General features: G+C 62.9%; 20 protein-coding genes. 5 read left to right on the forward strand and 15 right to left on the reverse strand.

The genetic code is table 11. The annotated features are described in order from the left end of the window. Window positions 1-168: 168 nt before the first annotated feature. From ABUH87_RS17565 to ABUH87_RS17620, 12 genes are all read right to left on the reverse strand, one after another. Window positions 169-2,064 carry an XrtA/PEP-CTERM system amidotransferase gene (locus ABUH87_RS17565; protein WP_367775405.1) on the reverse strand — a complete coding sequence of 632 codons (1,896 nt, stop codon included), beginning with the start codon at window positions 2,062-2,064 and terminating at the stop codon, window positions 169-171. A 9-nt stretch (window positions 2,065-2,073) separates the two neighbouring features. Next, window positions 2,074-3,636 (reverse strand): exosortase A, encoded by a 1,563-nt coding sequence (gene xrtA, locus ABUH87_RS17570; protein WP_367775406.1) that lies wholly within the window; start codon window positions 3,634-3,636, stop codon window positions 2,074-2,076. After that, window positions 3,626-4,861 carry a TIGR03087 family PEP-CTERM/XrtA system glycosyltransferase gene (locus tag ABUH87_RS17575; RefSeq protein ID WP_367775407.1) on the reverse strand — a complete coding sequence of 412 codons (1,236 nt, stop codon included), beginning with the start codon at window positions 4,859-4,861 and terminating at the stop codon, window positions 3,626-3,628. Before ABUH87_RS17575 ends, xrtA begins: the two co-directional genes overlap by 11 nt. A 1-nt stretch (window position 4,862) precedes the next feature. After that, complete coding sequence (locus tag ABUH87_RS17580; RefSeq protein ID WP_367775408.1) at window positions 4,863-5,939, reverse strand: FemAB family XrtA/PEP-CTERM system-associated protein; 1,077 nt, start codon at window positions 5,937-5,939, stop codon at window positions 4,863-4,865. Beyond that, complete coding sequence (locus ABUH87_RS17585) at window positions 5,936-6,805, reverse strand: XrtA system polysaccharide deacetylase (protein WP_367775409.1); 870 nt, start codon at window positions 6,803-6,805, stop codon at window positions 5,936-5,938. The genes ABUH87_RS17580 and ABUH87_RS17585 overlap by 4 nt, the downstream gene beginning before the upstream one ends. A gap of 22 nt (window positions 6,806-6,827) precedes the next feature. After that, entirely contained in the window at window positions 6,828-8,015 is a 1,188-nt protein-coding gene (locus ABUH87_RS17590; RefSeq protein ID WP_367775410.1) for an XrtA/PEP-CTERM system-associated ATPase, read from the reverse strand. Window positions 8,016-8,035: 20 nt separating this feature from the next. After that, the gene (locus ABUH87_RS17595; protein WP_367775411.1) at window positions 8,036-9,763 is read right to left on the reverse strand and encodes a preprotein translocase subunit YajC; all 1,728 of its coding nucleotides are present in this window, start codon (window positions 9,761-9,763) and stop codon (window positions 8,036-8,038) included. Beyond that, window positions 9,760-10,776 (reverse strand): P-loop NTPase family protein, encoded by a 1,017-nt coding sequence (locus tag ABUH87_RS17600; RefSeq protein WP_367775412.1) that lies wholly within the window; start codon window positions 10,774-10,776, stop codon window positions 9,760-9,762. The genes ABUH87_RS17595 and ABUH87_RS17600 overlap by 4 nt, the downstream gene beginning before the upstream one ends. 13 nt (window positions 10,777-10,789) lie before the next feature. After that, window positions 10,790-12,307 carry an XrtA system polysaccharide chain length determinant gene (locus ABUH87_RS17605; RefSeq protein WP_367775413.1) on the reverse strand — a complete coding sequence of 506 codons (1,518 nt, stop codon included), beginning with the start codon at window positions 12,305-12,307 and terminating at the stop codon, window positions 10,790-10,792. A gap of 34 nt (window positions 12,308-12,341) precedes the next feature. Continuing rightward, window positions 12,342-12,983, reverse strand: coding sequence for an XrtA/PEP-CTERM system exopolysaccharide export protein (locus ABUH87_RS17610; protein ID WP_367775414.1), 642 nt, complete (start codon window positions 12,981-12,983; stop codon window positions 12,342-12,344). Between the two features lie 216 nt (window positions 12,984-13,199). Then, the gene (locus ABUH87_RS17615) at window positions 13,200-14,426 is read right to left on the reverse strand and encodes a pyridoxal-dependent decarboxylase, exosortase A system-associated (protein ID WP_367775415.1); all 1,227 of its coding nucleotides are present in this window, start codon (window positions 14,424-14,426) and stop codon (window positions 13,200-13,202) included. Next, window positions 14,423-15,955, reverse strand: a complete 1,533-nt coding sequence (locus ABUH87_RS17620; protein ID WP_367775416.1) for an acyl-CoA ligase (AMP-forming), exosortase A system-associated — start codon at window positions 15,953-15,955, stop codon at window positions 14,423-14,425. The genes ABUH87_RS17615 and ABUH87_RS17620 overlap by 4 nt, the downstream gene beginning before the upstream one ends. A 26-nt stretch (window positions 15,956-15,981) precedes the next feature. On the opposite strand from ABUH87_RS17620, the gene ABUH87_RS17625 reads away from it, so the two are divergent. The 4 genes from ABUH87_RS17625 to ABUH87_RS17640 are packed head-to-tail and all read left to right on the forward strand — an operon-like array spanning window position 15,982 to window position 18,771. Further along, window positions 15,982-16,992, forward strand: coding sequence for a GNAT family N-acetyltransferase (locus ABUH87_RS17625; protein ID WP_367775417.1), 1,011 nt, complete (start codon window positions 15,982-15,984; stop codon window positions 16,990-16,992). A gap of 41 nt (window positions 16,993-17,033) precedes the next feature. After that, the gene (locus ABUH87_RS17630; RefSeq protein ID WP_367775418.1) at window positions 17,034-17,297 is read left to right on the forward strand and encodes a phosphopantetheine-binding protein; all 264 of its coding nucleotides are present in this window, start codon (window positions 17,034-17,036) and stop codon (window positions 17,295-17,297) included. Window positions 17,298-17,305: 8 nt separating this feature from the next. After that, the gene (locus ABUH87_RS17635; protein ID WP_367775419.1) at window positions 17,306-17,977 is read left to right on the forward strand and encodes a hypothetical protein; all 672 of its coding nucleotides are present in this window, start codon (window positions 17,306-17,308) and stop codon (window positions 17,975-17,977) included. Then, window positions 17,974-18,771 (forward strand): hydrolase 1, exosortase A system-associated, encoded by a 798-nt coding sequence (locus tag ABUH87_RS17640; RefSeq protein ID WP_367775420.1) that lies wholly within the window; start codon window positions 17,974-17,976, stop codon window positions 18,769-18,771. The genes ABUH87_RS17635 and ABUH87_RS17640 overlap by 4 nt, the downstream gene beginning before the upstream one ends. Before the next feature lie 8 nt (window positions 18,772-18,779). On the opposite strand, the gene ABUH87_RS17645 is transcribed toward ABUH87_RS17640, so the two are convergent. Both ABUH87_RS17645 and trxB read right to left on the reverse strand, forming a co-directional pair. Beyond that, a complete protein-coding gene (locus tag ABUH87_RS17645) occupies window positions 18,780-18,977 on the reverse strand; it encodes a hypothetical protein (RefSeq protein ID WP_367775421.1) in 198 nt (65 codons plus the stop codon). A 108-nt stretch (window positions 18,978-19,085) separates the two neighbouring features. Next, window positions 19,086-20,060, reverse strand: a complete 975-nt coding sequence (gene trxB / locus ABUH87_RS17650; protein ID WP_367775422.1) for a thioredoxin-disulfide reductase — start codon at window positions 20,058-20,060, stop codon at window positions 19,086-19,088. A gap of 201 nt (window positions 20,061-20,261) precedes the next feature. On the opposite strand from trxB, the gene ABUH87_RS17655 reads away from it, so the two are divergent. Beyond that, window positions 20,262-21,134, forward strand: coding sequence for an alpha/beta fold hydrolase (locus tag ABUH87_RS17655; RefSeq protein WP_367775423.1), 873 nt, complete (start codon window positions 20,262-20,264; stop codon window positions 21,132-21,134). Window positions 21,135-21,174: 40 nt separating this feature from the next. Here ABUH87_RS17655 and ABUH87_RS17660 read toward each other — a convergent pair whose 3' ends face one another. Then, window positions 21,175-21,996, reverse strand: a complete 822-nt coding sequence (locus tag ABUH87_RS17660) for a tyrosine-protein phosphatase (protein ID WP_367775424.1) — start codon at window positions 21,994-21,996, stop codon at window positions 21,175-21,177. Window positions 21,997-22,307: the final 311 nt, after the last annotated feature.

Genomic DNA, 22,307 nt, shown 5'->3' on the forward strand with positions numbered 1-22,307 from the left:
GCTCCCTCCACATGGATCAAGCAAGATGTGCGACCAAGAATTGTCATTGACGCCCTGAGTTGACGTGTACGCTCCCGGATTAGGGTCAATGTCCTAATATTGGGTTTAGTTAATGCCTGCTTTGCACGGGAGCTGAGACGCGAGTGCGCGCCCTGCCGGGTGTGCCGCTTAATCGAGGCCGAGGTTAGCCAAGGAGCGGTCCAGCATCAGCAATTGCCAGAGCAGCCGGGCGTTGTTCGCCGCTCCGCGTATATGCGCTTCAGCCATCTCGGAGAGGCAAGTGGTGTCAAACCAGCCGGTTCTGGCAAGCGAGGTGCTGGCCCCAATTCCCCGGGCGGCGCCGGCAAGAGGTCCGCGGAACCAAGCGTCGATGGGCGTGACGAAGCCCTGCTTTGGCCTGTACAGCACATCGTCGGGCAAGTAGCGCTGCATGGAACGCTTCATGAGCCACTTACCTTGCCGACCGCGCAGTCGGACCGACTCCGGCAGGCTCGCCGCAAACTCGATCAACCTGTGGTCAAGCAACGGCTCCCGCGCCTCGAGACCGGCTGCCATGCTGACCCGGTCGACCTTGGTCAGGATATCGCCCGGAAGCCATACCTTCAGATCAGCGTACTGCGCCCGGTCGAGCCCGGATCGGCCCGGGGCAGCACGCATGGTATCGGCGATGAGGCTTTCTGCGCGATAGTCGCCCCGCAGACGCCGGAAATCCGGCAAATAGAGCGCTTCCCGCTGCTCCGTCGGCGTTACGCTAAGCGCACGCGCATAGCCCTCCGCGCTGTCTCCGGCGAGCGAGAGAAAGGTTGTCTTCGCTCGCAGCGGCTGCGGCGCCCAATCGGCCTTCGGATAGAGCGCACCCAGGGTACCGAACACCGGCCCTCGCAAGGCCGCTGGAAGGATCGTGCGCACCTGGTCTTCCCGGTGATGAAAGACGTGGCGGCGGTACCCCGCAAACGCCTCGTCCGCTCCATCGCCGGAAAGCGCCACGGTTACGGTTTCACGCGCCAGTTGGCACACGCGCCAGGTAGGGAGCGCAGACGCATCGGCGAATGGCTCGTCGAAGATGGATGCGAGCGCATCAACAGCTCCGAAGTCATCTGGCGAGACAAGCCGCTCGCGGTGGTCGGTTCCAAAACGATTGGCTACCGCGCGTGCATACCCGCTTTCGTCGAGGTGAGCGACGTCGAAGCCAATGGAGCACGTCCTCACGCGGTCAGCGCTCGCCTCGGCCATGAGCGCGACAACGCTTGAGCTATCCACACCACCTGAGAGGAAAGCCCCTAGGGGCACGTCCGCAAGCATGCGCGACGTCACCGCCTGGCGCAGCAGGTGAAGCAACTCGGCTTCTAAATCCTTCACGCTGCCTTTGCGACGGTCAGCGAATGAGACGTCCCACCACTGCTGTGGCTTGGGCAGCGGCTTCCCGCATTGCAGGAGCAGTGAGTGCCCGGCCGGTAACTTCGAGACGTTTTTCAGGATCGAACGAGTATCCGGAACGTAACCCCAGGTAAGGAAATCTTCTATCGCAAGCGGATCGATGTCCCGGCGCAGAAGCGGATGCGCCATCAGCGCCTTCAGCTCCGATGCGAAGGCGATGCTGCCGTCGCTCAACGAAGCGAGGAAGAGCGGCTTTACCCCGAGCCGGTCGCGAGCCAGGAACAGCGTACGAGCGTGAAGATCGTAAATCGCAAAAGCAAACATGCCGTGCAGGTGCGAAACACAGTCCGCGCCCCACTGCTGCCATGCCGCTAGTATGACTTCGCTGTCACCATCGGTGTGGAAGACCGCTCCCAGTCGGCGCAGCTCGGCGCGTAATTCACGGTAGTTGTATATCTCCCCGTTGAAGACGAGCATCGCACGCCCGTCTGAAGATGCCATTGGTTGCGGAGAACCACCGACGTCGATGATCGACAGACGGCGATGGCCCAGGCCCACTCCGGGGGCTGTCCAGACGCCCTGCCCGTCCGGCCCACGATGCGCGATGGCATCGCACATCCGCTCGATCCGTGCGGGATCAACCGGCTTGGCTGTTTCCAAGTGAAAGATGCCCGCGATGCCACACATCAGCCGTGCCTAGTCCAGGCCGCCTAGACGATCCATCCAGGCATCCACCGGCCCGACCGCGTCCACGAATGCACGAGTGATCGATTCCCCTGCGTGCGCGCCGAGATCCTCGGCTGAAATGATGAGCAGCATCGTTGGCCGCTCCCGCAGAGTCAGCCGATCTGCCATGGCCGCCAGCTTGAGGCGCGTGTTGCTTCCTGTCAGGAGATCACCGGAACGGTACCAGGTCAGCGCAGCGCGGCCAACTCGGCCTTCGGCCAGCAAGTGTTCGCCATGTCCTGCCTGCACGCTTGCTCCGGGAGACTGCCAGGCCCACGCAGTGCCCGGCGTCAATGCGCCCTGCCCGAAGCCACCCGCCTCCTGGCCCTCCGTCTGGGCCGCGTACATGGCAAAGAACACTTCAACGCGGCGCCCTTTTTCGTCCGCATAGCTTCCGAGCAATCGATGGGCTGCGCCCTCGGCCCGTGGCTCCCACCAGATCTTCGGCCTGTAGTCCACCCGCGTCCAGCCTGGCACAGCGGGCAACGATAACTCTTCTGGCACCGGAGCCGAGAGCCGGTTGGCGGCAAGAGCCCAACCCTGAACCCCGAAGACAATTGCCAGAAATGCGGCGCAGGCCGGTACGGCTCTCATCCGATACCGGCGCAGGCGGCAGAGCAGCGGGTCCGCGGCGATGCGGCTCGCATCGATAAATGCGTCATCGGCCGGGCGGTCGAAAAAGCGCCATGACAGTGCGATGATCAGACCGAGGACCACACCAAAAAACACCCATCCGTAGATGATGTGATCGATCCCGGCCGCTCGCTCGACACCCACGAACTGAGCCGCGTAGATCGTCCCCCACGCACGCACGCCATTCGCGAGAATGGGAACGGCCACACATGCAGCGAGCAAGGCAGCGCGACGCTTCCAGCTTACGAAGCAAACGTGCGCCATCAGCGTGCCGAAGGCGACCATTGCGATCAGGAACTTGACGCCCGAACAGGCTTCGGCAACCTCGAACAGCCCCGCAGGCGTGTCGATGAATACACCGTCCACAGCGGCGGGAATGCCGCTCGCGTGCACGAGGGTGATGGTAATCTTGGCGGTGACCGTCTGCAGGATGGTGACGAGTTCCTCGCCGCAAGGAACAAGAAACACCATATAGAACAAGGGAAAAAGCAGCCCCTTGGTGACATGAGGCCCGGCCAGCAACGGAACGCTTGCCGCGAGCATTCCGACGACGCCTGCCTGCCTCGCCAAATTGAGGCCGGAAAAGGCACCGAGCACCCAGATGAATGCTGCCAGCGTCACGGGTATGAGTCCCGGCCACCAGACCGACGGTTGCAGCTTCGCGAGTTCAGCACCCCTTTGCCAAACCAGCCAGGTAAGGATCAGGGGCACCAGTAGGATGTGATTGTAGGTGGAGATGTTCCACCAGTGAGAGGCCATGTCGGCCCAGTCTCGCGCAAACAGGGCGAACAGCACGAAGGCGGCACCCACGAGGCGCAGGATAGCCGTACGCCAAGGCGGCGAGAGGCCCCGCCAACCCGGCGATATCCGGGCGGTGGTGGCAAATGCTTCAAGCGGCATGGCGCACTTTCGGCCTTGCCACCTGGGTCAACTCGGAAAGCGTGCCGAGAGCGGCCTCCCAGCTGGCATGAGCAACCACGTATGCCCGGGCCGCCTCAGCTATGGCGCTTGCCTGCACAGGGTTTCGCAGGAGCGCGGTGCAGGCTTCTGCAAGCTGTTCATCGGTTGCGGCCAGCATGAAGTCGCGACCGTCCACGCCTCCGATGCCGGTTGCTGCCTCCGGCGTCAGCACAACGGGAAGAGCCATGGCCATGGCTTCCAACACCTTGTTCTGCACGCCCCGACCGATCTCAAGCGGTACCAGCGCGAGGTCAGCCGCAGCGAGCCAGGGGCGCACATCCGGCACACGCCCCCAGACGTGAACCCCATTGCGACCCGACAGGGCTCTCAACCGGTCTACAGGACTGCGACCGACCACATGGAAGGTCGCTTGCGGGAACTCTCGACGTACCAGAGGCAGGATACGCTCTGCGGCCCGGAGGCACGCGTCGACGTTCGGAGCGTAGTCCATCTGCCCGGTAAAAACGAGACGCGGAAACGCCATCGATTGCATCTGCGGTTCCTGGGCGACGCACCGCCGATCGAAGGCAGTGCTGTCGATGCCGTTGGCCAGCTTGCGAACTTGGACCTGCTCGCGGCCTTCTTGCGGGAGGCGCGAGCGAAAGAGCGCGGCTTCCTCCTCGCTGATCAAGAGACTTGTCTCGGCACGGCGGGCGAGCCGTGCCTCTTCGACCCGCAGAAGCGTGGCTTCGCGCTTCTCGGCCCAGCCCTTAGGCCCGCCATCCCGCAAGGCGTACGCCTCAAATTTGGCGGAGTCCACGTCCACGAAATCCGCGACGACGCGACCGCTGTAGTGCGTGGGCACATATTGTCCCATTTGACCGGAGAAGACGTAGATCAGACTGGTCGGTCGCCGGGCAAGCAAGTCCTCTACGTACCGTCGCATCCTCCTGGAGCGGAATGCTGTGAAGCTGATCGGCCGCCTCGTAGCGATCGCCTCGATCCCTGCGATGGGCAGCGGCTTTGTCCGAGATACCAGACAGTAGCTGGCGGCCAGATGGCGAAGGTCATCCTCCGCAGCTCCATCCATCACGTCATCCGCAAAGGTGGCGACGTGGACCGGCGCCTCGCGCGCAAGGTGCCGCAAGATGTGATACGAGCGGATCTTGTCGCCTCGGTCGGGCGGAAACGGAATGCGATGGGCGAGGAAGAGGATCTCCGACATCTCAGCCCAACCCTCGTGCGATCCACGGGCCTAAGCTGTTCGCTACGCGAAGCGGCAGGCGCTGCCACAGGGCAATCTGCAGGGCGTGTTTGGCGCTGGTCGGATCGGCGTCCCGTTTTACAGCGCCCGGCGCCGTCCAGACGGCGTAGCTGAGCGGCTCTGGCTTGAAGCCCCAGTTGCGCTTGAAGTGATAGGCTCCGCTATTTGTCTTCGAGCGGCCAAAGTCAAAGCGGGTGCACCCACGGCGACGGGCATGGGTCATCAACTCGAAATACATCCGGTCATTGGCCCGCAGCCGCCGGGCTTCCCGACTACCGCCGCCCCAGTAGGGCATCACAGCCCCCCTCCAATAGAGCGAAAGCACGCTGGCGACGGGTTGCCCCTGATGGCGCACGGTCAGAATGTCTGCTTCATCGCCGAAAGCGTCCAGCACGGCCTCGAACAACGAACGAGGAAAAACGGGGGTCCCAAGGTTGCGTACACTCTCCGCATAGACGGCATAGTGTGCTTCACGGTCGTCCGCGCTCGATCCTACGGTAACCGCCAGGTCACCCGCCAAGCTCTTGCGCACCTCCGCCCGCTGCTTGCGAGGGATAGCGAGAAGCTGCGCCTCGTCGTCAACAGCCAATTGCGCGACAAACCCGCAGTGAGATTCGGTGCGCAGAACCCAATCCGGATAGATCTCGGCGAACTTGCCGCCCCTGAGCTCGATTGTCGGGCAGGATCGGCTCTGCGCGAGCGTCTCAGCCGCAGCAAGCAGAGCCCTGCCTTGCTCACCATCAGACACGAGCGCCCCTCCATCGACGGCAAAGCCGGTGGAGACGAGCAGGCGCCCGAAAATGGGAGAGTGGATCTCGTTAAGAGGCAGCAAGCCGACGATGCTTCCACCACGCTGCGCAACCAGAGCCAGCGCGGCATTGCCAGTTCCTTGCTCAACCGCCTTGATCCACGCGGGTCGGTGGAACGGCGTGCCCTGCGGGTGCGCTGCAACGAAGCATTCAAGAGCGGCACAGAGCTCAGAGTCTGCGAGATCTGCAAGACCTATTGTCGTGCGACAAGGGGCGAACGGCGCGTTCATGCTGCCAGCGCAGATGTGCGCGGGGTCTCGCGCGCGGCCAGAGCATCCATGCGCCCCCACCTGAACTCACCGACGAGCTGCCGCAGCTTGTCTGCCATGCCGTGAAGATTGGTGTAATGGCGGAGGCGGGAACGAAGGGGCGCGTGCATGACGCGCGGCTGATCGGGATCGATTTCCCAAGGGTGGAAGTAGAAGACGGCGGGCCGATCTTCCGCATTCACTTGCCGGATCGCCCAGCGGGTGAACGCATAGGGCAGGACACGGAAAAAGCCCCCTCCTCCGGCCGCCAGCCGCCGCCCGGCGAAGAGCGCGGTGGTTACGGGGATCTCGACCAGCCCGCTTCCCGGCACAGGGTGGAAAGCAAACCGGGGCGCTCCCCGCCAGCCGTAGTGATCGTGCGCGACGGGAGCGACGCTGGAGGAATATGCATAGCCCTGAGCCGCCAGTTCCGTGTGAGCCCACGGGGTACGTGCATCGATCGAGAAGCTCGGAGCGCGATAGCCTGAGATCGCGACACCTGCTGCGTCCTCGATAGCCTTGCGGCTGATTGCAAGGTCGTGCGCGAACGCCGCGCGATCCATGCGAAACACGCGAGCATGATCCCAGCCATGGCTGGCCATCTCGTGCCCCTGCTCCACGATCCGGCGGATAAGCCAGGGATGTCGCTGCGCCACCCACCCAAGAGTGAAGAACGTGGCCTTTACGCCTGCCTCGTCGAAAAGGGAGAGAATGGCGTCGCAGTTGCGCTCCACCCGATCGGCAAGCCCGCTCCAGCTCTCACGATCGATCACCGTCTCGAAGGCGCCGACCTGGAACCAGTCCTCGACATCGACGGAAAGCCCGTTGATCGGCGCGAGCGGGTGCATCTCTTGCGTATTCCGGCTGACGTCAGGCTGCGGCTCGCAGAGCTTCGTCGCTCTCGATCCACTCGATGATCATCGTCAAAGCATGCCGAACCGTGCGATCCTGCTCCGAAAGCCGACTTTCGAGTTCCGCGATCTGCCGGCTGATGTCCGCCACCAACTCAGCAATGGCCGCTTGTTGAGCATCGTGGCGCTCATCTGCCGCGTTTGCGAGCTCGATCACCGCCTGCTGCAGCTCCTGAATCTGCGCGTCACGCTCCGCCAACATTGTGTCCAGCACAACGGGATCGATGGAACGCTGTCCCGAAGCATCCTGCTCTGGCGCCGCTTCCTGCGGCTTTGGCTTGCGTGCAAAATCTGCCCTCTCGGAAGGTGCCTGGGGGGAGACGATTGCGATCGACCCATCATCATTGAGCTCACCAAGGATCTGGGCGAGCATGGCTCCATCGATGTGCGAGCGCTCTTCCACCGCTCCTAGCAGCAGCAATCGGTTCAATGTCTGGTTGATACGGCGGGGGATGCCGCCAGTTGCAGCGTAGATCTCTGCAAAGAGACGTGCATCGAAGCTGGGGTTGCCCTGCCACCCTGCACGCTTCAGCCGATGCTCGATGTACGGCTGCACTTCCTTCGCCTGCATCGGCTCCAGGTGGTGCGCCGCGATCACGCGCTGGCGCAGTTGCTCCAGTTCGGGATGTTCGAGGAGCATCGCGCGAAACTCTGGCTGCCCCAGCAGCAAAGTCTGCAGCAGCGGGTGGGCGCCCAGTTGGAAGTTCGAGAGCATGCGCAGCTCTTCGAGCGCTTCGATCGAGAGGTTCTGCGCCTCGTCAACGATGAGCAGGCAGCGCCTGCCGCTCCGGGCTTCCTCGTGGAAAAAGTGCTCGATGGCGCCGAGTGCCGTCGCCTTGTCGTGCCCCGCCACTTCCAGGCCGAAAGTGCGTGCAACGACGTGGATGATCTCTTCGCCACCGAGAGAACTCGTCACCACATGGCCGGCGGTCAGGCGCGCGGAATCGATGGTCGACATGAGGTGCGCGACCAGCGTCGACTTGCCCGCGCCCACCTCGCCGGTGATCACGACGAAGCCCTCTCCCTGCGCCAGACCATAGCCCAGGTACGAGAGCGCCTTCCGGTGCGTGATGCTCTCGAAATAGTAGGCCGGATCAGGGGTAAGCTGGAAGGGCCTCGCTTCAAGCCCGTAGAATTGATCGAACATGAGTTGTCTCCTTCGGGCAATCAGAAGCTGTAGCGCACGCCCAGCAGGGCAGACGCGTTCCAGATGTCCACCAGCGGCTCGTCCTGCAGCAACCCATCGATACCTAGCGCTGCAGTCGCCCGCAGGCGAGCCGTCAGGATTCTATAATAGCTCGCGCTGGCGCCGATGGCGGTGACGTCGTCAAACAAGAGGTCCTCGCTGGAGAGCCACTGCGCATAACCGTTCGCGGCCCAGCCGGACTGCTGATCCAGACGCCCGCCGAGGAATGCCGTAAGCCAGTAGTTCTCATCGACAACGCCGTTCGCAGAAGCGAGGACAGTGTTGCGAGCGGCCAGGAAGTTGCGGCGGTCATAGCCCGCGCCCAGTCCGGCTGAGAGCGTGTTCAGCTGAAGCGTGTAATTTGCCGCCACGCCGCGAGCACGGAACGTTGCCGAGCGGACTGAGCCGAGCGCTCCTGCAAGACACCCGTTGCCGGACAGCGATGAAACACAGCCGCGCAATTCGCCCGTGATCGGATCGCGAACTGCCTCGAAATCCTCCGGCAAATCGTCGAGCAGCCGAGTGATCTGCCCACCAAAGCCCGCGACGTTGTCATAGACCGTTATGCTGAGCGTGCTGCGGTCGTTTGGCGCATAAGCGAACGTGCCTCCGAAGCTGGTCGATCCGTAGCGGCGGCCCACGTGTGCGGCCAGCGAGGTGCGGCGGCTGGGTCGCCACATCACGCCGACGTCCCAGATCAGCCCGTCAACATCGTACGCAATCTGGCGAGGAGAGCTCTCGTCCGTCACATAGCGGCCGTTGCCTGCAACGATCGGCGCACCGTTGGCATCACGAAGAGCGTCTCTGCTGGAAAGCTCCACGTTCTCGTAGCCGACGGCCCCCGTCACCTGCACAGTCCTGTTGACTGGAAGCGTGACGATCGCGCGAACCTGCATGTCGCGCACGCGCTGGTCGAGGTTGGAGACATCCTCCTGATAAACGCTCGCCGCCACGCCCACGCCAACCGGGGCTGCGACACCCGGCGCGACAGCCGCAGAGACATCGGCAAGCTGCACCACGCTCTCATCGAAGACATCCACCGAGCCGACGCCCGGCGCGACGGCGCCGATCTCCTGGTCTACTTTGGTATAGCCCGCTCGATAGTTCGCGGAGACAGCAACATCGCCCGCACGTGTTGCGAACGAAGGCCCGGCATAAGCGGAATAGACCGTGCTGGTCCCTTCGCCCACGCTTCCACCGCCGAACGTGCGCCCTCCGGCATCTCCGCTGGCGCGGGTGGCAAGTGCGCCCCCCTCAATGGTGAGACCCCGCGCGACAGTGGCGTAGCCGTTCACCAGTCCGCTGATCGTATCTCCATCGCCCGCCTGCTTGCCCCAGCCGAAATGATGTGCGTACCGCACGGACGCACTCACCGCGTTATTACGGCCCGACAGCGATGCGTCCGCTCCAACGGCCACTTGCGTGTAAGTGAGGATATCGTCGCCCGGAGACAGCTGGGCGTCCACAATCTGGTTGAGCTCTGCATAAGGGATGATCACCGCACGGCGCCCGCCCCGCGCCCCGCCCGGCCCTCGCTGCGACCTGCCGGAGTTCATGGATTGACCATCTACCCCTCCGGAAGCAGCTTCCCCTGGAGCGGCTGCCACATCGCCATAGGCAATGGACTGCGCTGTTGCGGCAACGGGAAAGCAAGAGCCGAGCGCAATCAGGGATGCTGCAGTCGCCCGCATGCCAGGAGTGGAGATCATTCGGAATACCCATAGTAGGAACCGAAGCGCCGACCGCTCGGGCTGAATTGAGCGGCGTTCAGCAGCAATTCCATGTTGGGGCAGGAAGAAAGAAGGGAGACTGCATCCTCCAGCGCCCCCTGTCCGGTGCTGTCTGCCCTGACGATCACCACAACCTGACCGACATGCTTCGCAAGCTCGGCTGCCGGCGATGCCGCCAAGGCAGGCGGAGAATCGAATATGACCGTTCGCTTGGGAGCATTCTGCGTGAGCCGTTCCAAGACGCGCTCGGTGCGCACCGAAGAGAGATATTCACTATCACTCGTACTGGTGTTGCCGGCCGGTAGCACCCAGAGCCCGGGTATGTCGGTCCCCAGCACCAGATCCGCCACATCAAGGGTCTCATCCATCAGCGCGTCCATCAGGCCAGGACCGCTCGGCAGGCCGAGAGCCGAAAGGATCGACGGCTTGGCGAAGTCCGCATCCACGAGCAGGACATCGCTGTCCCTCTCCGCGGCAATCGAGAGTGCAAGATTGACGGCACAGTATGTCTTGCCTTCCCCCGGATGAGGGGAACTGATCAGCACGCGCTGGTTCTTTGCCGTTGGCTCCTGCCGCATCAGTTGGGAGGCGCGAAGAAGCAACTGGCGTTTGACGATCCGGAACTCTTCGAGAAGCGCGGTGACCGAGCCTTCCGGATCGATGAAGCCATTTGCGCGCAGAAGCTCGCGATCAATCGGAGCCTGTTCGGCCGAGAACGAGGCAGGACGTACGGGAGCGATGTGGCTCCGATCCGGCAAAGGCTCGTCACCGTAGCTGTTCAGAGCCGAAGCCTTGGCTTCCTTCCTCTCGTGAGAAAGGCGCTCCGTCGCCCGCCTTGTGGCGGACTCCGGCGGCACCGGCACGGCTGGCGCAACGAAGCGGCGGAAGTCGAAGCGCTCTGCGGCCCGCTCGATCAGCGACGCCGAAGGTGCATCGTCATCTTCGCCTTGCGGTCCGCTTTGCGGAAGAGGGATCTTGGTGTGTTCAGTCATGCCAAATCCGTCCTCATGCCACCATGCCGCGCTGGATAAACTCGACGGCCAGCAGCAGCATGAAGAGCGCTCCCAGAGCGGCGGTGCCGCCGAACCAGAGCTTCAATTGCTTGCGACGAAGCTGCCGCGCGGTGTCGGTCAAGTTCTGGGAAATCGCGCCCAGCACAGGGAGCCCGGTCGTCCGCTCCAGCGAAGCGGTTGTCGCAAAAGTCGAACGCAGCTTGCTGATGCCGAATGCAGCGCCTGCCCCGCCGCCAAGCCCTACCAGCAGCACGCCGAGCAGAAGGAGAGGTCTGTTAGGCGCCACGGGCGCGCGGGGTGTCGTGGGGGGATCGACGATCTCGAACTTCACGGCCTCCCGCTCCGTCTTGATCTCTCCGCGCAGCCGCAATTCCTCTCGATCCTGCAGGAGTTTGTCATACTGCTGACGGAGCACATCGTAGTCGCGGTTGATACGTTGCGCCTCGGCCGCCGCTTCCGGATTGTTGAGTGTCAGAGCAGTCAGCTGCGCGAGATCGGTCTGCAAGGCCGCCTTGCGTGTTGCGAGAGCCTGAGCGGTCGCCTGCCGATCCGCACGGATGGACTGGAGCGAGCTATAGGCGGGATTGGGGACGCCGCCACCGCCAGCCGCCTCCTGCGCCGCCGGGGACTTCAGAGCGGCCACCTGATTGCGGGCGGCGATCACGTCCGGATGGTTTTCGGTTAGGCCGCGTGCGCGCATCGCGCCAAGATCGGCCTCTGCACGAGCAAGCGCCGCCGAGGCGCTTCCCGCAGCTCCGGGCATCGTGCGCGGAGTGCCTGCAATTTGTCCGTCGACAGCGGCCAGCGCGCTCTGCGCGGCTGCGAGGTCCGCCTCTACGCCCCGCAGTTCGGCGCGGGTAGCCTCCATCCGCTGGGCATTCGCCGCGCCCCCGTGGATCATCTCCGGATGCGCCTGCTCGAAGACGCTCCGGCGCTGTTCCGCTGCTTCCAGTTCCTTCTCGCGCTGCGCGAGCTGAGCGTTCACGAACTCAAGCGTCTCGGTCATCTCACCGCGGTTGCCGGCAAGGTTCTCCTCACGAAAGATGTCGATGAGCTTCTGCGCGATCTGCTGTGCGACCTTGGCGTTCTCTGCGTCGGAGAATGAGCCTTCGTTCGAGACCGCCTGAATGTTGAACAGGTTGTCCTGCTCGCTCACCACTTTGATGTTGCCGGCCAGCCGCAGAACCGCGGCCTCCATCGCTTTGGGCGATTCGATGGTATCTCCCAGCTGTGTCGAGCGGATCACCTTCTCCAGATTGACTGCGCTCGTCAGGGTTTGGCGGATCCGCTCTATGTCGCGCTTGCGATCGGCCACACCGATGCCGACCTGCTCCGCGAGGGCATCATCAAGCTGAATGAAGATCCGCGCCTGCGATTCATAGCTGTTCGGGATCAGCGCCACGACCAGCCAGCCCAGCAGACAGATGGCCCAGGCCACTGCAAGCGCGAGCCAGCGCCGTTGCCAGACGCTGTGGATTGCAGCCAGCGCTTCTTCGTAGATCGAGTTCACCGGTTCGCCCCCTTGCCCCTGCTTTGCCGCATGCTCAGAACATGCTTTCGGGGATGATGATGACGTCGCCGGGGCTCAGCATAACGTTGGCCTTGCTGTCGCCTTCCTTCAGCAGATCACCCAGGCGCAACGCGTATTCGCGCTGCTTGCCGGTCGTCTTGTCGAAGCGGATGAGGCGCGCCTTGTTGCCGGCCGCATACTCCGAGAGCCCGCCCACCGCGATCATGGCGTCCAACAACGTCATGTTGGCGCGATAGGGTATCGACGCGGGCTTCTCTGTCGCGCCCACGACCCGCACCTGCTGGCTGAAAGTGCCTGCGAACTTGTCGATAATGACGGAGACCAGCGGCTCCTGGATGAATTGCGAGAGCTGGAGGCGGATATCCTCCGCCAGCATCGTCGGCGTCTTACCGACCGCCGGCATGTCCGTGATCAGTGGCGTCGTGATACGGCCATCAGGGCGGACTTGAACCTTCGCTCCGAGTTCGGGATTGCGCCACACGAAGATCGTAAGTTCATCCAGGGGTCCGATGACGTACTCTTCACCCGGCCCCTCTTGCATCGCAACGAAAGACGCGGGCGGAAGCTGCGGCCCCGGATTGCCTGCACATCCTGTCAGGACCAAGCTGACAGTCGCGCTGCCGGCCAGGAGACGAACGAGGCGTAGGTTCAGCATGACACATCCCTGTTGATCCAGACATCTCGGCAAGACGCCTCAGGCGCTGCCGAGGTCTGGCTGATCTGAGCCTCCGCTATCGAGAAAAAGGGTGAATATAGTGTTAGGGCAATTGCCGATCTGCAGCCCAGTCCCGGATCGGCACAGCGGCAACGGCAGGAGTAAAGAGCAGTCGCCGTATAATACTATGGCCGAGTGAGTAATTCCGCCTCGAAGCTATACCAGCAACTCGGCGGCAGGCCCCTGCCCCAGGAATGATGCGGGGCTTGCACTCGCTCCGTAAGCCCCGGCGCAGAATACCGCTACCAGGTCACCAACGTCGGCGCGTGGCAAGCCGGCCTTATCGGCAAGCCGGTCCAGCGGCGTGCAAAGACATCCAACGATGCTCGCCTCCTCCTCGACCGGCGCGTCGTACCGCGTCGCGATGGCGGCGGGATAGTTGCGGCGGACGACTGTGCCAAAGTTGCCTGATGCTGCGAGCTGATGATGCAGGCCGCCATCCGTAACCAGAAACACCTCGCCATGGCTCACTTTGCGATCCACAACACGGGTGACATAAACCCCTGCCTCGCCGACAAGATAGCGCCCCAGCTCTATGCAGAACTCGGTGCCCTGCAACTCTTCGGGAAGCGCCGCGAACCGCTCTTCCAATCGCTGGCCGATCAGAGCGAGATCGGCGGGTGCATCTCCGGGGAAGTATGGAATGCCGATCCCGCCGCCGAGATTGCAGTGCGGAAGCGGCTCCCCGCTTTCACGCGCCAAGCGTGCCGCGAGCTCCAGGGCCTGAGCCTGCGTATCGGCGATAGCCTCCGCATCGAGAGCCTGGCTGCCTGCGAAGATGTGGTAGCCGCGCCATTCGGCCCCCGCTTTCACAATCTCCCGCGTCAGCGCCGGCACCCGCTCTGCGTCGAGCCCGAATGGCTTGGCCCCACCCCCCATCTTCATGCCCGACCCCTTCAGGTCGAAATCCGGGTTGACGCGAATTGCGAGGCGCGGGGCGCGTCCGAGAACCTCTCCGATCGACAGCGCGCGCCTCGCCTCGGCCTCGCTCTCGCAGTTCAACGTCACACCCGCGGCAACTGCCGCTTCCAGTTCGCGGTCGCGCTTGCCAGGGCCGGCGAAGCTTACCCGGGCGGCATCAATCCCGGCGTTCTGCACCATCGCCAGCTCTCCGCCCGAGGCAATGTCGAACCCGTCAACCAGATCCGAGAACAGCTTCAGCACCGGCGCGAACGGGTTGGCCTTCACCGCATAGTGCAGCGCCAGCCGCTGCGGCATAGCCTCGCGCAGCTGGGCGACACGCGCGCGGATCATGTCGGCGGAGTAAAGGAACAGCGGCGTTTCGCCTGCTTGCTCCACCCAATCCGTCACAGGACGTCCGCCCAAGGAAAGGATACCGCCGCTTGAGGAAAACCCCTGTGGGATCGGCCCAAGCGGCTTCATGCGACAAGCTCCGCCGACACCTGCGCCAAGAGCGCGACGCGGTCGATCTTGCCGTTCGGTCCAATCGGCATCACCTCAAGCCAGTGGATCGAGCGGGGCTGCATGAAGTTCGGCAGGTCCTGCGAGAGGCGCCGGGGCAGCTCGGAACTGACATCTTGCGCTTCAGGAGCGACGCGGACGGCGAGATGGACCGCCTGCCCCAACCGCTCGTCTGGAACACCAAGAGCCGCCGCCTCGGCGACCAGTCCGGTGGCCAGAGCCACCTCTTCAATCTCTTGTGGGCTGATACGATTCCCCGCGCTCTTGATCATCGCATCGCGCCGTCCGACGAAGTACAGTAAACCATCGGCATCGCGCTTCACCCGGTCGCCCGACCACACAGCAATGCCGCCGTACTGCGACGCAGTTGGCGCTGGCCGGAAGCGCTCTGCCGTGCGCTCCGCGTCCTGCCAATAACCTTTCGCCACCAAGGGCCCGCAATGAACCAGTTCGCCCTCCTCGCCGTCGGCGGCAATGTCCCCGCGATCATTGATGACCAGAATCTCCGCATGCGGAATCGCCCTTCCCATCGAAGTGGGATGTGCGTCCACGAGGGACGGTTCCAGATACGTTGAGCGGAACGCCTCCGTCAGTCCGTACATGGGAAACAGACGAGCTTCAGGAAACAACGAGCGCAAGCGCCGCACGAGATCTGACGTCAACGCTCCACCGCTGTTGGTCAGCCGCCTTAGCCGGGCCGCAGTGTCAACTCGCCAATCCAACTCGCTAAGCTGAACCCAAAGGGGAGGTACCGCGGCCAACGTGGTGACCGCATGCTTCTCAACAGCCTTCATCACGTCACGGGCAACCAGATAGTCGAGCGGAACAACACAACCGCCCGCGAACCAGGTACTCAGGAGTTGATTCTGCCCGTAATCAAAAGAAAGTGGCAGGACCGCCAGCGTCCGGTCTTCATCACGCAGGTCCAAATAGGCCGCGACACTCTCCGCGCCGAGCCACATATTGGCGTGGCTGAGCATCACTCCCTTCGGGCGCCCCGTTGATCCGCTGGTATAAAGGATCGCGGCAAGCTCGTGAGGATCCGCATTCGAAGGCGGAAGACTGCGCCCGAGATCTACGGCTTGCTCAAGGGCAGACACATCCTCCGCAATCGTGCAGCCCGGCGGAACGTCGCCATCCTCCAGCGTCCTTAGCCGAGCGGGAGTGGCGATCAGCAGACGCGCGCCACTGTCAGCCAGGATGTGCGCCACTTGCGTGCGCTTCAGGACCGGGTTGATCGGCACATGGACCAGCCCCGCGCGCGCGGCTGCGAGCGGCATCAGGCAGGTCAACTCCCCCTTGGCAGCCCAAGTCGCAACACGCGCACCCTTTTCATGCACCTGTTCGGACAACCAGCCAGCCAGCGTGGCGACACGCGTTCTTAATGTCTCGAAGCTAATCGTGCCCTCTCGCAGCACCAGTGCAGGCGCTTCAGCCCTTCCTCGCTCGGCGAGATGGTCGAGCGTTCGGATCGGGCTCTGCGCAGACATTGAAGGCAACTCCAGGGCGGGGTCGAGTGATCAGCGTCAATTATCACGACGATCTTAAGGAAGTGCAATCCGACGGTGCGCTGTCATGGTTGCTTTCTGACAAAGTGCAAACGGCTCCTTTCGACAGGCTCGAATGGTGGAGCCTGCTCGCGCAGCATTGTGCCCTTAAGCCTCTGCTCGTGGTGGCTCGTGATAGCTCCGACACAGTCGTCCTCCCTCTGGCCGGGGGAGGAGTGCATCTCACGCAATTGTCTAACTGGTATACGTTTCGATTTCGTCCGATCCTCTCCCCCGGTGCAGACTCCGCCGCTCTACTCCTCGCGATGGCTGACAGTCTTGCGGGTAGAACCAGCCGCATCACCCTTCATGGACTTCCTGAAGCAGACGCCGACCTGATCGCGCGCAGCTTTCGCTCGGACGGCTGGATCGCGTTATGCGCACAGTGCGACGTCAATCACGTTCTCGCGCTTGAAGGACGCGACTTCGAGGCGTTTCTGGCCGGGCGCCCCGGGCGGCTTCGCACGACCCTCAAGCGCAAGTCCGGCAAGGTCCGCACACAGGTTCTCCCATATTTCGACGACGCACTCTGGTCCGCCTACGAGGATATCTACGCCGAGAGTTGGAAGCCTGAAGAAGGCTCTCCCGCCTTCCTTCGCGCCTTCGCCAGAGCCGAAGGCGCTGCCGGGCGCCTCAGGCTTGCCGTGGCGAATGATCTCGATGGGCGCGCCGTGGCTGCACAGATGTGGACGGTCGAAGGAGGAACCGCCTTCATCCACAAGCTGGCTCACCGCGAAAGCGCCAAGGCACTCTCACCCGGATCGGTGTTGAGCGCTGCGTTGTTCCGCCACGTCATCGACGTCGATAAAGTGGACATGGTCGACTTTGGCACCGGTGACGACGCCTACAAGCGGGACTGGATGGAACAGGTGCGCCCACGCTGTCGGCTCGACCTGATACGTCCTCGGTCGCCTCGAAACTGGCCCATTCTGATCCGGCACGCAGCAGCCTCGCTTGCCGCACGTGCGAAGCGGGGCTAGAGCCCGGCTGCCTATTTCATTTGCCTACCGCCGAGGCCCCTATGTCCGATGACACCGATCTGCTGCTGCGCCGAATTCTCACGGATGTTCTCGGCCTCAAGCAGAACCAGGCCTCCGAATTTACTGAGGACACCGGCCTTTTCGGCCATTTGCCAGAGTTGGACTCGATGGCCGTGGCGGGACTTCTCACCGAACTGGAAGACCGCCTCGACATCGTGATCGATGATGATGAGATCGATGGTGAAATGCTAGAGACCTACGGCGGCCTTCTCGCTTTCGCGAAAGCGAAGCGCGAAGAGGCATAGACGCAGGAGTGACCCCTCTCCTTTGGCCCTGCCCTCTGCCTGGCGGCGCCATTGCCGAAGAGTACGCGCTTACCTTCGATCGCGGCCGTGCAAAGCGGCTTCTGATCGTACCTGCCCTCTTCGATGAGGCGAACCGCTTGCGGCGCTTCACGGTCGAGGTCATGCGCCGTCTGGACGGTGCCGGCATAGACGCCTTCCTACCGGACTTGCCGGGCACTAACGAGAGTTTGCAATCGCTGACGGTGCAGGAGCCGCATGATTGGGCCGATGCCATGGCCGCAGCTTCGCATCACTTCGGCGCCACTGCCGTCCTCGGGATGCGAGGCGGCTGCTTGTTCACGCCCTCTATGCAGCAGGTCCTCCTTTACGCTCCGGTGAAAGCATCCGCGCAGCTTCGACAGATGCTGCGTGCGCGTATGCTCGCCTCACGCGAGATTGGGCGCGAGGAAACGCGTGACGGGCTGATGGCTTTGGGGCTCGCAATCGGCATCGAACTGGCAGGCTATCAGCTTAGCGCTGAATTCATCCGGCAGTTCGAACCGCTCACACCGCGCGAGGACGGGGTCGAGATTGCACAGGAGACCGTTGGCGGTTCCGGACTCTGGCTGCGCGCCGAACCCGGCGAAAGCGCGGAGCAAGCGGATGCTCTTGCCGCCGCGGTCCTGGTCGCACTCTCATGACGACGCGGCGCCACATCAGTTTTCCGTGCGGCGCCGACCGCCTCGCCGGCACTCTCGATGGCAGTACGACAGCTCAATCCCGCGAAACCGGGCTCTTGCTGGTCTCGGGCGGCAACGAGATTCGGTCGGGAGCATGGGCCGGACAAGCCCAGCTTGCTGCGCGAATCGCCGCCGAGGGCTACCCTGTCCTGCGTTTCGACCGCCGTGGCTGCGGGGATAGCGAGGGGTTCAACGGCGGCTTTCAAACAAGCGGTCCTGACATCATCGCCGCCCTTACTGCGTTCCGCCGAGAGCAACCGCAGCTAGGCCGGGTCATCGGCATGGGCAATTGTGACGCGGCGAGTGCGCTGATGCTTGCAAGCGGAGCAGGATGCGATGGATTGATCCTCTCCAACCCTTGGACTTTCGATAACAATTCACCCGAAGATTCGCCGCCGGCAACCGTCCGCAGCCACTACCGCAACCGCTTGAAGGACTTGGGCGCTATCAAGCGACTGTTCACGGGGAAGGTTGCCATTGCCCCCCTGCTCAGCAGCCTCGTTTCCGCGGCAAAGCCGGTCTCCGCTTCGGGAAGCCTGACGCAGGAACTTGCCACAGGTCTGGCGAGGTTCAAGGGCCGCGTGCGCTTCCTGGTCGCAGCCCGCGACCGGACCGGCCAGGCTTTCATGGCGCGCTGGGACGACGATGATGGCCGCATCCATGTGTGTCCGAATGCCACTCACAGCTTCGTCGAGCCCCACGCACGCGAATGGCTGATCGCCAACACACTTGAGGAGCTGCGGCGCCTCTCCTGACGGACGCCTCAGTCCCCTACTTCACTGGCCGGATTCGTGCTGGCGTTCGTGTCTCCTGGTGCCGCCTCTTCCACACCAACCGCCTCACCCAGGCCACCGGCCAGACCGTACACGGCCAGGATTATGAGCAGTGCGATGAGGATGGCAGGCAACAGCCACACCTTCCTGTCTCGCTTGGGCAATCCATGGTCATCCCGATCCGCCATGTGTCGTCTCTCCTCGTACCAGCGTTCCCTTGTTAGCGAGCAACTCAGGCGCCGCTCCCTGGTTCCGCAGGTCCCAACAGGAGCGATCGGAGGATGTATGCAGCCGTACTACTCCGCCACGACAGCCTCGGCAGCTTCCGCGAAGCCCCTTGCGGCAAGGTATCGCTCAGCATCAAGCGCAGCCATACAACCCGTTCCGGCAGCCGTTACGGCCTGCCGATAGGTGTGGTCCATCACATCCCCGCACGCAAAGACGCCGGGGACCTTGGTCTTGGGAGTGCCGGGCTCGACGATAAGGTATCCGCTCTCATCGGTATCGAGCTTGCCCTCGAACAAGGATGTCGCGGGCGCATGGCCGATCGCGACGAAAGCCCCGTCGGTGGTGATCTCGCTCTCTTCCCCGCTCTCGGTGTCGATCAAAACCACCGCGCGCAGTTCCCCGCTCTCCGCATCGGCGACGAAGCGTTCAACTCGCTTGTTCCAGACAACCGTCACATTCGGATGCGCAAAGAGGCGATCCTGCAGGATCTTCTCGGCACGCAGGGAATCACGACGGTGGATCAGGGTTACGTCCTGGGAATGATTGGTGAGGTACAGCGCCTCTTCGACGGCTGTATTGCCACCGCCGATCACGACGACTTTCTTGCCCCGGTAGAAAAAGCCGTCACAAGTCGCGCACGCTGAAACACCCTTCCCCGAAAGCTCCATTTCACCTGGGACGCCCAACCACTTTGCCTGCGCGCCGGTAGCGATCACCAGTGTATCGCCTTCGTAAACATCACCGCCGTCGCCGATGGCGCGGAATTTCGGGCCTTCAAGCTCGACCGAGACGATCGTATCCCACATCATCCGAGTTCCGACATGGACGGCCTGCGCCTCCATCTCCTGCATCAGCCACGGCCCTTGGATCACGTCCCGAAAACCTGGGTAGTTCTCAACATCCGTGGTGATGGTTAGCTGCCCGCCCGGCTGAAGCCCTTGCACGACGATCGGCTGCAAGCCCGCGCGCGCACCGTAGATGGCGGCGGACAGTCCGGCAGGGCCGGAGCCGATGATGAGCATGCGGGTGGTGTGCGTAGCCATGTAATACCTCCGGCGGGCGAGATAGAGACCCTCGCCCCCTTTTGCCAAGCTCGGCAGCATGAAGGAATAGCTTCATCCCCGGAAAGCCAGTCTGTGGGAGCGCGCTCCACGGCAGGCACCCACATCGTCGGGGGCGTCGTTTCTGCTATCGGTCAGCGGCCCGATTGACCTGTGAGCCTCTCGCCGTCACCATCCGCGCTTATGGAGAGCTTTCCCGGACCCACTTCGAACCGCTTTGTCTCACAGCGGCTGCGCCTCAATTATGTCGACTGGGGGAACCCGGACGCACCACCACTCATCCTGCAGCATGGCGGGCGCGACCATTGCCGCAGCTGGGACTGGGTTGCACAGGAATTGCGCCACGACTGGCACATCATCGCCCCGGATCTGCGCGGCCATGGCGACAGTGAATGGTCGCCGGAAGGCCACTACGGCATGGACGCCTTCGTCTATGACTTCGCACAACTCGTCCACACCCTCGGTTACGAACAGGTCACCATTGTTGCGCACTCGCTGGGCGGCAACATCGCGACCCGGTTTACCGGGCTCTATCCCGAGAAAGTCCGAAAGCTGGTCAACATTGAGGGACTTGGCCCCTCACGAGAACTCCAGCAGCAGTTGGAGGGTGGCAGCACGTCCGCACGATTGCGGCGCTGGATCGATGAAAAGCGCGCCGCGGCCGGACGTACGCCCCGGCGCTACCCAACGTTGCGGGATGCCTACGAACGGATGAAGACGGAGAACGCGTTTCTGACCGACGAACAGGCGCGACATCTCACCATCCATGGCGCCACGCGCAATGAGGATGGCACCTGGAGCTGGAAGTTCGACAACTACCTGAACGTGTGGACAGCGGCGGACATGGCGTTCGACGAAAAGGCGAAACTCTGGTCAGTGATCACCTGCCCGGTCCTGCTTCTTTGGGGCAAGAACAGCTTCGCCGCGAGCCCTGCCGGCGATGGCCGTCTCGATTACTTCAGCAATGCTGTACTAAAAGAGTATGAGAACGCAGGTCATTGGCTGCACCACGATCAGTTCGATCGCTTCATGCAGGACATAACTGAATTCCTCTGAGAAGGCTGCGGGAGAACCGCGCCATTCGGCAGTGCTCCGTTCAAGCAACCACGGCGTCGCGCAGCTTTGCGCAAACCGCGGGTCCGGCTCCCAGAGCGTCGCTCATATAGCTGTCTAGCGAACCGTACTCCGCCTCGATGGCTAACAGCGCAGTTTCGAGGTATTCGGCCTCAACTCCCATGAGGACCCGAAGCGCCGCCTCATCGATTTCGCCAGCCATCGTGCGGATCGTTGCAGCTCCCGCTGCAATGCGCGCCTCCACGTCGCCCGCCGTATTGGTCAGCAGATAGTCTTCCAAAACATCGTCGCGATGAACTCCTGCAGCAAACTGCACCATCGCGACGGCAAGCCCGGTCCGGTCCTTGCCCGCCATGCAGTTTACAAGTGTCGGCCCCTCTCCCGACGCAACGGCAGTGATCAGCTGCGCCATCATCGCCTGCAACTCCGGACGAAAAGCAATTTTCGTGTAGTTTTGCAAAAGGCCTTCGCGCGTACTCTCCGCCGTGCGCTGCCGGGTCACTCGTGCGGCGGCAATATGCGGCGCGCTGTGCTCTGCAGGGTCGGGCGCATGGACCACGCGCGCAGCGAAGGAAGCAGGACGACGACAGGGATGGCTCGCACGCTCCCGATGAGAGCGGAGGTCGAACACAGCAACCAGCCCTAGGGAACCGATCCGCTCCAGGTCGGCCTCGCTTGCGCCATGGTGCTGGCCAGAGCGCCACAACACCCCACGACGTAGCCGCCCTCCTCCTGCGGTCGAATAGCCGCCGTAGTCTCGAAAGTTGTGCACGCCCTCAAGGGCCAGCACTCTGTCCTCGCTCATCCGACCACCGCTCTTGTCCACCTCAGACCCAGTATCCACAGGACCACTCCATTGTGAACACCGATCAGCGGCAGTAGGTCAAGTCGAGAGCAACAAGAACGCCTCGTCGGCTAGAGAATAAATGCCAGACCAATTGCGGCCCAACAACTAGCGCTGAAGCCAAGAGCGATGACAAGCCCCCGCGGGTTATGCAGTTCGCCCTTGGCCCCCACGACCTCTGGGCCGTGAAGGACAGATATTCTCTCCTGAAGGGCGACAACCTCTGCCTTCCGACCCAGGACTCTCAATTCACCGCCTCTTTTCATGCCGCACCCTCTGGAACGCTTGTCTATCCTTGTTTTTCTGAACAA

The organism is Novosphingobium rhizovicinum (assembly GCF_040813635.1).
Lineage (GTDB): Bacteria > Pseudomonadota > Alphaproteobacteria > Sphingomonadales > Sphingomonadaceae > Novosphingobium > Novosphingobium rhizovicinum.

Excerpts from the sequence above, each read along its gene's own strand:
- ABUH87_RS17565 (WP_367775405.1), bottom strand. The coding sequence starts at position 2,064 with ATGTGTGGCATCGCGGGCATCTTTCACTTGGAAACAGCCAAGCCGGTT.
- xrtA (WP_367775406.1), bottom strand. The coding sequence starts at position 3,636 with ATGCCGCTTGAAGCATTTGCCACCACCGCCCGGATATCGCCGGGTTGG.
- ABUH87_RS17575 (WP_367775407.1), bottom strand. The coding sequence starts at position 4,861 with ATGTCGGAGATCCTCTTCCTCGCCCATCGCATTCCGTTTCCGCCCGAC.
- ABUH87_RS17580 (WP_367775408.1), bottom strand. The coding sequence starts at position 5,939 with ATGAACGCGCCGTTCGCCCCTTGTCGCACGACAATAGGTCTTGCAGAT.
- ABUH87_RS17585 (WP_367775409.1), bottom strand. The coding sequence starts at position 6,805 with ATGCACCCGCTCGCGCCGATCAACGGGCTTTCCGTCGATGTCGAGGAC.
- ABUH87_RS17590 (WP_367775410.1), bottom strand. The coding sequence starts at position 8,015 with ATGTTCGATCAATTCTACGGGCTTGAAGCGAGGCCCTTCCAGCTTACC.
- ABUH87_RS17595 (WP_367775411.1), bottom strand. The coding sequence starts at position 9,763 with ATGATCTCCACTCCTGGCATGCGGGCGACTGCAGCATCCCTGATTGCG.
- ABUH87_RS17600 (WP_367775412.1), bottom strand. The coding sequence starts at position 10,776 with ATGACTGAACACACCAAGATCCCTCTTCCGCAAAGCGGACCGCAAGGC.
- ABUH87_RS17610 (WP_367775414.1), bottom strand. The coding sequence starts at position 12,983 with ATGCTGAACCTACGCCTCGTTCGTCTCCTGGCCGGCAGCGCGACTGTC.
- ABUH87_RS17615 (WP_367775415.1), bottom strand. The coding sequence starts at position 14,426 with ATGAAGCCGCTTGGGCCGATCCCACAGGGGTTTTCCTCAAGCGGCGGT.
- ABUH87_RS17620 (WP_367775416.1), bottom strand. The coding sequence starts at position 15,955 with ATGTCTGCGCAGAGCCCGATCCGAACGCTCGACCATCTCGCCGAGCGA.
- ABUH87_RS17630 (WP_367775418.1), top strand. The coding sequence starts at position 17,034 with ATGTCCGATGACACCGATCTGCTGCTGCGCCGAATTCTCACGGATGTT.
- ABUH87_RS17640 (WP_367775420.1), top strand. The coding sequence starts at position 17,974 with ATGACGACGCGGCGCCACATCAGTTTTCCGTGCGGCGCCGACCGCCTC.
- ABUH87_RS17645 (WP_367775421.1), bottom strand. The coding sequence starts at position 18,977 with ATGGCGGATCGGGATGACCATGGATTGCCCAAGCGAGACAGGAAGGTG.
- trxB (WP_367775422.1), bottom strand. The coding sequence starts at position 20,060 with ATGGCTACGCACACCACCCGCATGCTCATCATCGGCTCCGGCCCTGCC.
- ABUH87_RS17655 (WP_367775423.1), top strand. The coding sequence starts at position 20,262 with ATGGAGAGCTTTCCCGGACCCACTTCGAACCGCTTTGTCTCACAGCGG.